General features: G+C 57.5%; 7 protein-coding genes, 1 tRNA gene and 2 rRNA genes. 5 read left to right on the top strand and 5 right to left on the bottom strand.

The window, feature by feature from the left end:
* The first annotated feature begins 168 nt into the window (after nucleotides 1–168).
* From NLY37_RS19095 to NLY37_RS19085, 3 genes are all read left to right on the top strand, one after another.
* Nucleotides 169–2,970, top strand: a 23S ribosomal RNA gene (locus NLY37_RS19095).
* Nucleotides 2,971–3,171: 201 nt separating this feature from the next.
* Nucleotides 3,172–3,286 (top strand): 5S ribosomal RNA (rrf, locus tag NLY37_RS19090).
* A 314-nt stretch (nucleotides 3,287–3,600) separates the two neighbouring features.
* Nucleotides 3,601–3,677: transfer RNA gene (locus NLY37_RS19085), tRNA-Met, on the top strand.
* A 319-nt stretch (nucleotides 3,678–3,996) separates the two neighbouring features.
* On the opposite strand, the gene NLY37_RS19080 is transcribed toward NLY37_RS19085, so the two are convergent.
* Nucleotides 3,997–4,791: a SapC family protein gene (locus tag NLY37_RS19080; protein WP_023685704.1), complete on the bottom strand. Its 795-nt coding sequence runs from the start codon at nucleotides 4,789–4,791 to the stop codon at nucleotides 3,997–3,999.
* A 238-nt stretch (nucleotides 4,792–5,029) separates the two neighbouring features.
* On the opposite strand from NLY37_RS19080, the gene NLY37_RS19075 reads away from it, so the two are divergent.
* Together NLY37_RS19075 and NLY37_RS19070 are read left to right on the top strand one after the other, a co-directional pair.
* Complete coding sequence (locus NLY37_RS19075; protein ID WP_023672960.1) at nucleotides 5,030–5,299, top strand: DUF6916 family protein; 270 nt, start codon at nucleotides 5,030–5,032, stop codon at nucleotides 5,297–5,299.
* Between the two features lie 72 nt (nucleotides 5,300–5,371).
* Nucleotides 5,372–5,950 carry a 2OG-Fe(II) oxygenase gene (locus NLY37_RS19070; RefSeq protein WP_023672959.1) on the top strand — a complete coding sequence of 193 codons (579 nt, stop codon included), beginning with the start codon at nucleotides 5,372–5,374 and terminating at the stop codon, nucleotides 5,948–5,950.
* 15 nt (nucleotides 5,951–5,965) lie between these two features.
* Here NLY37_RS19070 and NLY37_RS19065 read toward each other — a convergent pair whose 3' ends face one another.
* From NLY37_RS19065 to NLY37_RS19050, 4 genes are read right to left on the bottom strand one after another with little or no spacing between them, the layout of a single operon-like run.
* On the bottom strand, nucleotides 5,966–6,493 hold the full coding sequence (locus NLY37_RS19065; RefSeq protein WP_286440124.1) for a GNAT family N-acetyltransferase: 528 nt from the start codon (nucleotides 6,491–6,493) through the stop codon (nucleotides 5,966–5,968).
* Nucleotides 6,494–6,503: 10 nt separating this feature from the next.
* Nucleotides 6,504–7,031 (bottom strand): phage tail protein, encoded by a 528-nt coding sequence (locus NLY37_RS19060; RefSeq protein ID WP_023743071.1) that lies wholly within the window; start codon nucleotides 7,029–7,031, stop codon nucleotides 6,504–6,506.
* A gap of 9 nt (nucleotides 7,032–7,040) precedes the next feature.
* Nucleotides 7,041–7,562: a phage tail protein gene (locus tag NLY37_RS19055; RefSeq protein ID WP_023672956.1), complete on the bottom strand. Its 522-nt coding sequence runs from the start codon at nucleotides 7,560–7,562 to the stop codon at nucleotides 7,041–7,043.
* Nucleotides 7,563–7,574: 12 nt separating this feature from the next.
* Entirely contained in the window at nucleotides 7,575–8,081 is a 507-nt protein-coding gene (locus NLY37_RS19050) for a phage tail protein (protein WP_023672955.1), read from the bottom strand.
* Nucleotides 8,082–8,134 lie beyond the last annotated feature (53 nt).

The following is an 8,134-nucleotide window of genomic DNA, read 5'->3' as shown; positions in this document are numbered from 1 at the left end:
ATCTCGAGAAGCTGGTCTTTTTGTGCCAATGACATCAAGCGCCAATCCCGCACAGGATTGCGCTTATGCGACGATCCCTTTGGGATCGCGCGGACGCTAATCCCGCAAGGGAGAGGCTGAAGCGACGATCTCTTCGAGATCGCGCGGGTGGGCATTGGCAATGAGAACGATCAAGTGTCTTAAGGGCAATTGGTGGATGCCTTGGCATGCACAGGCGATGAAGGACGTGATACGCTGCGATAAGCTACGGGGAGGTGCGAATACCCTTTGATCCGTAGATTTCCGAATGGGGAAACCCACCTAAGGTACTTGGAAAATCAGAGTAGCAGAGCGATCTGCTACTGTGGTTTCCAAGTATCGATAATAGGTAACTTATCCTGAATACATAGGGATAAAGTGGCGAACGCGGGGAACTGAAACATCTAAGTACCCGTAGGAAAGGACATCAACCGAGACTCCGGAAGTAGTGGCGAGCGAACCCGGACCAGGCCAGTGGCGATTGAGAGACAAGCGGAACCTTCTGGAAAGTAGGGCCATAGTGGGTGACAGCCCCGTACGCGTAATGCGATCAATCGTCCTCGAGTAAGGCGGGACACGTGAAATCCTGTCTGAAATTGGGAGGACCACCTTCCAAGCCTAAGTACTCGTGCATGACCGATAGCGAACTAGTACCGTGAGGGAAAGGTGAAAAGCACCCCGACAAGGGGAGTGAAAGAGTACCTGAAACCGATTGCCTACAAACAGTGGGAGCCCGTAAGGGTCACCACGTACCTTTTGTATAATGGGTCAGCGACTTAGTGTGACGAGCAAGCTTAAACCGCTAGGTGTAGGCGCAGCGAAAGCGAGTCTGAACAGGGCGTTCAGTTCGTCGCATTAGACCCGAAACCGAGTGATCTAGCCATGAGCAGGTTGAAGGTAAGGTAACACTTACTGGAGGACCGAACCCATAACTGTTGCAATAGTTCGGGATGACTTGTGGCTAGGGGTGAAAGGCCAATCAAACTCGGAAATAGCTGGTTCTCCGCGAAATCTATTTAGGTAGAGCGTCGACCGAATACCCCAGGGGGTAGAGCACTGGATGGGCTAGGGGTCCTCACCGGATTACCAAACCTAACCAAACTCCGAATACCTGGGAGTACTAGTCGGCAGACACACGGCGGGTGCTAACGTCCGTCGTGAAAAGGGAAACAACCCTGACCTACAGCTAAGGTCCCCAAGTTATGGCTAAGTGGGAAAGGATGTGAGGATCCCAAAACAACCAGGATGTTGGCTTAGAAGCAGCCATCATTTAAAGAAAGCGTAACAGCTCACTGGTCTAAATAAGGGTCTTTGCGCCGAAAATGTAACGGGGCTAAAGCCATACACCGAAGCTTAGGGTTTGGTCCGCAAGGGCCAAGCGGTAGCGGAGCGTTCTGTAAGCTGACGAAGCCATACCCGTGAGGGGTGGTGGAGGTATCAGAAGTGCGAATGCTGACATGAGTAACGTAAGGGGAGTGAGAGACTCCCCCGCCGAAAGACCAAGGGTTCCTGCTTAAAGCTAATCTGAGCAGGGTTAGCCGGCCCCTAAGACGAGGCGGAAACGCGTAGTCGATGGGAACCACGTTAATATTCGTGGGCTTGGAGGTAGTGACGGATCGCACAAGTTGTCCAATCTTATCGGATTGAACGGGCAGCGGAGCGGTTCCAGGAAATAGCTCCTCCTTATAAACCGTACCCGAAACCGACACTGGTGGTCAGGTAGAGTATACCAAGGCGCTTGAGAGAACTATGCTGAAGGAACTCGGCAAATTGCACGCGTAACTTCGGAAGAAGCGTGACCCTTTTCTACGCAAGTAGAGGAGGGTGGCACAGACCAGGGGGTAGCGACTGTTTATCAAAAACACAGGGCTCTGCGAAGTCGCAAGACGACGTATAGGGTCTGACGCCTGCCCGGTGCTGGAAGGTTAAGAGGAGGGGTGCAAGCTCTGAATCGAAGCCCCAGTAAACGGCGGCCGTAACTATAACGGTCCTAAGGTAGCGAAATTCCTTGTCGGGTAAGTTCCGACCTGCACGAATGGCGTAACGACTTCCCCGCTGTCTCCAGCATAGACTCAGTGAAATTGAATTCCCCGTGAAGATGCGGGGTTCCTGCGGTTAGACGGAAAGACCCCGTGCACCTTTACTATAGCTTTACATTGGCATTCGTAGTGGCATGTGTAGGATAGGTGGTAGGCTTTGAAACCTGGGCGCCAGCTCAGGTGGAGCCACCCTTGAAATACCACCCTTATTACTATGGATGTCTAACCGCGGCCCGTTATCCGGGTCCGGGACAATGTATGGTGGGTAGTTTGACTGGGGCGGTCGCCTCCTAAAGAGTAACGGAGGCGCGCGATGGTGGGCTCAGAACGGTCGGAAATCGTTCGCTGAGTGCAATGGCATAAGCCTGCCTGACTGCGAGACTGACAAGTCGAGCAGAGACGAAAGTCGGTCATAGTGATCCGGTGGTCCCGCGTGGAAGGGCCATCGCTCAACGGATAAAAGGTACGCCGGGGATAACAGGCTGATGACCCCCAAGAGTCCATATCGACGGGGTTGTTTGGCACCTCGATGTCGACTCATCGCATCCTGGGGCTGGAGCAGGTCCCAAGGGTATGGCTGTTCGCCATTTAAAGCGGTACGTGAGTTGGGTTCAGAACGTCGTGAGACAGTTCGGTCCCTATCTGCCGTGGGTGTAGGAATATTGAAAGGATCTGTCCCTAGTACGAGAGGACCGGGATGGACGGATCTCTGGTGGACCTGTTGTGGCGCCAGCCGCATAGCAGGGTAGCTATATCCGGACGGGATAACCGCTGAAGGCATCTAAGCGGGAAACCCACCTTAAAACGAGTATTCCCTGAGAACCGTGGAAGACGACCACGTTGATAGGCCGGGTGTGGAAGAGCGGCAACGCTTGAAGCTTACCGGTACTAATAGTTCGATCGGCTTGATCGTTCTCATTCCTTATGCTCATCGTGAAACACGATGATCTGACCAGCGCTCACGCATGAGCGGCCCTTACAGGGCCTATGCTCCGCGAGGGCGCCGGAAAACCGGCGACGCGCAGTCGCGCTTGCGGGCTTTGTCCGTTAGCTAGACACAAACGTCGCCTTGGCACGAAAAAACAGCTTCTCGATATAACGTGCGTTTTGCCGACCTGGTGGTTATGGCGGAGCGGCTGCACCCGATCCCATTCCGAACTCGGCCGTGAAACGCTCCAGCGCTGATGGTACTTCGTCTCAAGACGCGGGAGAGTAGGTCGCTGCCAGGTCTGCAAAACGCACGTTGAACTCTCATCCGCAAACCGGATGAAACTGAAATCTTCTCTCTACGAAAAGGCCCGCCAAGGGATCACGGGCCGCGCAAGCGGCCCTTTCATTTGGTCAGCCATATACCTATCTGTAAGCCATCCTGTTCATAGGCTTACGTCCAGATAAGCAAGCAAACGCTTGCTTCAGATCCGGAGCAGGCAAGAGCTTGCCCTGGAGAGTCCGGAGCAAGCAAGAGCTTGCCCTGGAGAGTCCGGAGCAAGCAAGAGCTTGCCCTGGAGAGTCCGGAGCAAGCAAGAGCTTGCCCTGGAGGTGACGCGGGGTGGAGCAGCCCGGTAGCTCGTCAGGCTCATAACCTGAAGGTCACAGGTTCAAATCCTGTCCCCGCAACCAACAAAAAAAGCCCGCTTCACGCGGGCTTTTTGCGTTCGGACCGTGATCGATGGCCGCGACCGGCTATTCAACGATAGAGGAGGGCAGCAAGGCTGGCGTGCTCGACTTTATTGACAGGTCCGCGAACCGGGGGGTGATGCCGCCTCGGCGCATTTCGGCGAGAGCTACACGTCGAGCATTGGGAGTTCGCCAGCCCGTCATGGCAAGCGATCTGCACGACAACAGCATGATTCGAGCGGCGGAGAGATCGTCGTACGAAGGCGCGAACCGTTGATTTAAACAACCCGCGCCTTGCCGAAGCTTTTCGTCGCGGGCCGCGTCAGCCAGCTCGCCGCAATGACGCCTGGAAGACCAGCGAGGTCCAGCTGTTGCTCGAGGCGAGATGGCAATAGAGCAGCGCAAGCGCGCCGGATTTCCTGAGATCGAGAAACGCCTCGTCGCTCAATTTGTTGAAGGCCGGCTCGTCGATCACCTGAAAGTCGGTGAGGTTGAGGGTCTCGCCGCCCTCCAGCGTCACCTTGCTCTGCCGCGGCGCGAACAGGCCGTGCGCGTCGATCTTGTCGATCATGGCGCGAGTCGCATTGAAGTCGGTCTGGAACTGGCTGCAGAAGGCGAGCGCCTGCTTCGAGGCCTCGGCCGGCTCGTTGCCGTCGAAGAAGGGCGCGATCTCGTCGCTGTCCTTGGACGAAGGCATCTGCTCGACGACGCGTTCGCTGGCACGGTCGATGCACAACGTCAGGCGGCCGGTCGTTTTCGATTCATCGGCGAGGATGAAGGGGTAACGGCGGACATAGGCGGGAATGTAATGCGGCTCCGCCCATTTGCCGTCGGCGCCTACGAACAGGTTCTGGTCCTGGCGCAGACCGGTGATGATGACAGGCGCCTTGGCGTCGCCAATGAAAACGATCGGATAGGAGCGCATCGCCGCCGGCATTTCCGATGCGACGACGGGGATGGCGTGCGCGGTGCGGGCAAAGGAGAAATCGGCCCGCGCCGTAAGGCCGAGTGAGCCGTGCCGCAGCGGATTGAGCGCCTCGGGTTTTTTGTAGAACAGCGGCAGCGCGTTGGTCGCGGTGCTTCCGGCCGGGGCCGTGTCTGTTTTCGCGTCAGTCATCCCTAGTGTTCTCCTCTTATACCATTCCGGTTTAGGCCAGTGGCTGCCGGTGCGCAACGCGTTGACGGCTGCTTCACCCTACGTGGCCAAGATAAATCTATCTGTTTGTTTGATCGTGCTCTTTTGTACTTCTGGAGATCGAGCTCTATAGACAGCACGCCATGAAGCGGCGAGATTGGCTGACGGGATAGACATCTCAAGAGAGCCGTCTGAAAGACAGACGAACCAGGGTAGGCGCATGGCATCGCTTTCGGATTTCGAGCAGGGGCAGAGCTTTTCCGTCGAAGCCGGCGGTCAGACGCTCACGATGGAACTGAGCGCGGTGCAGCCCATTGCCAACAGCCCGCGCGACGGCGGTGGCTTCACGCTGCTGTTCAGGGGGCCGCGCGACGCGGCGCTGCCGCAGGCTATCTATCGGTTCAACGGCAAAAGCGGCGCCCATGAGATCTTCATCGTGCCGATCGCTGCCGATGAGGCAGGGCGGCTTTACGAGGCGGTATTCAACTGATTTTTTTCGACCGGATCGGCCACGGGGACGCTCCGGCCATCAGGGCGATTTGGCAGCGCGGCGGCTCGACATATGATCGACTATATCGAGATTGCGGACGTATTTGACGGAGCGGCGTGTAGCGCACTGTGCGCGGAAATTCGGGCGGCCTTGGGCCGTCCGGCCGGCCTGCTGGGGCGTGCCGACCAGAAGATGGCATGGCCGGAGATCCGAAAGACCGTGCGCGCCGATGTTTCGCAGGCCACTGAAGAGCGAGTGAGTGCCCTGTTGGCGCAGCAGAAGGCGGCTCTGGAGCGGCATTTCGGGCTGCTGCTCGGCCAGGTCGAGAAACCTCAGTTCCTTCACTATCGGCAAGGCGATTTCTTTGTGCCGCACCAGGATGGCAACACGCCGCTCATTCACGACGAGTCGCGGTTCCGAAAGATCTCGGTGGTGATCTTTCTCAACCGTCAATCGGACAACCCTTCGCCAGAAAGCTATGCAGGCGGCTCGCTGGTCCTGCATGGGCCTTACAGCGGCCCGGACCTGCGCATTGCCATGCCGGCATTGCCGGGCTCTCTCGTCGCCTTTCGCTCGGAAACGACGCATGAAGTCACCCCGGTCACGTGCAACGAACGTTTCACCATCGTCTCCTGGTATCGCGGCACGTGACGACCGGCACGGCCCTTACGGCGAACGGATCATCAGGTCGTAGACGCCCTTGTCCTCGGCAACGGTGAAGCCGAGGCGCTTGTAGAGCCGCCGCGTTGGATTGTTCTTCTCGACATGGATCGAGACCGACTTGCCGACGGCGGCGGCCTCATCGATGAGATCGGCGAGCAACGCACCGCCAGACCCCTTGCCGCGATGCGCCGGCAGGAAGGCGATATCTATGATGCAATGCTCGCTCGCCGAGCGCTCGATATACAGGCGACCGATATCTTGCCTTGCCTGCTCGATCACCAGCCAGTCGGCGTTGGGATAGTATTTCTGGTAATGCGCGTGCTGCGCTTGAAACTGCATGTCGAGGAACGCCGTTTTCTGCGCGTCGCTCCACGGCGTGACGGCAAGTTCTTCGGCGCGGGTCGAGGCGTAGAGCGCCGACAGGAACGGCAGATCGGCGTCCGCCATCGGGCGGAACGTCAGATCAATCCGCGCCGCGCGCACCCAGCAAAATATAACAGGCCCGTTGTCCACAATCGGAAGCTGGATCATGGAGTGGCGCTTACGGACGCGCCGGATAAACGCCTTGCATGGCAATGATGAACGTCATCGCCAGATAGGGAGGCAGGTTGTTGTGAGGCAACGTACTGCCCGTTATGCTCAGTGCCTGGGGGTCCATCTGGACCAGATTTTGCGAAGTGTTGTTCTGATAAAGCGTTCCGCCCCCCGACTTCCCCAGAACAACCGCATCGGTAAGAGTTCCCTGGGCGCCACTCTCGGTGGATATCGCGACAAAATGATTATGTTGCGGCATTTCCGTTTGCAGAAGGGTGACGGACGTTTCGCCACCCGTCTCGCCGAGAAACCGCTCCGACAAGCCATTGCCCTGTCCTTGCCCCATGGGCGCGGAGCCAGCCATATTCGGCAACGCGAAGGTCGACTTGCCGTCGCCGCCGTAAACTGTGCCCAGCAGCGAAAACAGCGCCGTATTCTGCGAGATTGGCAGGATCTGGCCATCGCAGGTCGCCCACCCCGTCGGGGCGAAATCTCCGGCAAAAATTCGAATTTCGGCGACGAACGGATTGGTCATGGCAAGTCTCTAGCTTTGCTGGGGGAAGATGCCAAATAGCGAGATGATGAAACTGACGGCGAGGAACGGCACCATATTGTCGTGAGGCTGGCTGCCGCCGGCCGGCGAAATGGCTCCGGCGGCCATGTTGCCATCAGGTGCGATACCCACATAGGGCGTCAGCAGGCTCGATGTCGCCAGGACACCGCCGGACGGACCCGGATTCTTGGCGATATTCGACGAACCGGTCCAGGTATGGGAATGGTTCGGCATTTGTTGGGTTGAAACAGTGACGGATTCGACCCCGCCCAGTTCTCCGATGATATAGGTCTGGCTGACCAGCGGGCCCTTGCCAGCATGGACGGGGATGCGGGATGCGAGGTTGGGCAGGGCGAATGTTTCCTCCCCGTCGCCGCCATAAGTCGTACCGATCAGATTGAACAAAGTTTCGTTCTCGGAGATCGGCATCAACTGGCCTTGGCAGAACGCCCAGCCATTCGGAGGGAAATTGCCACCGAACATCCTGATCTCGCCGACAAAAGGTTGGCTCATCGAAGCGTCCTCTTAATTTCGCGACGGGAATATGCCTTGCAGGGCAATGATGAAATTCAAGACGAGATAGGGCGATCTGTTCTCATGCGGCTGGCCGCCACCGACGAAAGTGATGTTTTCCTTCGCCATAGCCACCGCGCTGCCAGGCGGCTGATAGATCGGGCTGGCGTTCGCCCCCAACAGCGCGCCGGATGGATTGTTGACGTTGCCGGCAGTGTTCGATGCGTTGACGAAATGGTTGTGTGTCGGCATTTCGCCGAGCGTGAGCGTGTGAAACTCTTCGCCGCCCTGGCCGCCGACAATTGCACCGATAGGGCCGCCCGTATGAACCGGCGCACGTCCCCTCATATCCGGAAGGGCAAAATTTGTCTGGCCGTTGCCGCCGTACCTGGTGCCAAGAAGTGAGAACAATGGCTGGTTCTGGTTAAGCGGCAACAACTGGCCGTTACAAAATGCCCAGCCGCGCGGTGCATAGTTCCAGGAAATGATCTTGACTTCACCTAAATAAGGCTCACTCATCCCCGTCCCCTCCGTTGGCCGCTTACTGTCTGAATTCTTGTATTATGCCTAAG

Source organism: Mesorhizobium sp. C395A, assembly GCF_030323205.1.
GTDB lineage: Bacteria > Pseudomonadota > Alphaproteobacteria > Rhizobiales > Rhizobiaceae > Mesorhizobium.
Note: the sequence above shows the minus strand (reverse complement) of the source record. Positions and strands in the feature narration are given on the sequence as shown.

Bases quoted from the DNA above. Each gene is read 5' to 3' on its own strand.
- NLY37_RS19080 (WP_023685704.1), bottom strand. From the start codon at position 4,791: ATGACTGACGCGAAAACAGACACGGCCCCGGCCGGAAGCACCGCGACC.
- NLY37_RS19075 (WP_023672960.1), top strand. From the start codon at position 5,030: ATGGCATCGCTTTCGGATTTCGAGCAGGGGCAGAGCTTTTCCGTCGAA.
- NLY37_RS19070 (WP_023672959.1), top strand. From the start codon at position 5,372: ATGATCGACTATATCGAGATTGCGGACGTATTTGACGGAGCGGCGTGT.
- NLY37_RS19065 (WP_286440124.1), bottom strand. From the start codon at position 6,493: ATGATCCAGCTTCCGATTGTGGACAACGGGCCTGTTATATTTTGCTGG.
- NLY37_RS19060 (WP_023743071.1), bottom strand. From the start codon at position 7,031: ATGACCAATCCGTTCGTCGCCGAAATTCGAATTTTTGCCGGAGATTTC.
- NLY37_RS19055 (WP_023672956.1), bottom strand. From the start codon at position 7,562: ATGAGCCAACCTTTTGTCGGCGAGATCAGGATGTTCGGTGGCAATTTC.
- NLY37_RS19050 (WP_023672955.1), bottom strand. From the start codon at position 8,081: ATGAGTGAGCCTTATTTAGGTGAAGTCAAGATCATTTCCTGGAACTAT.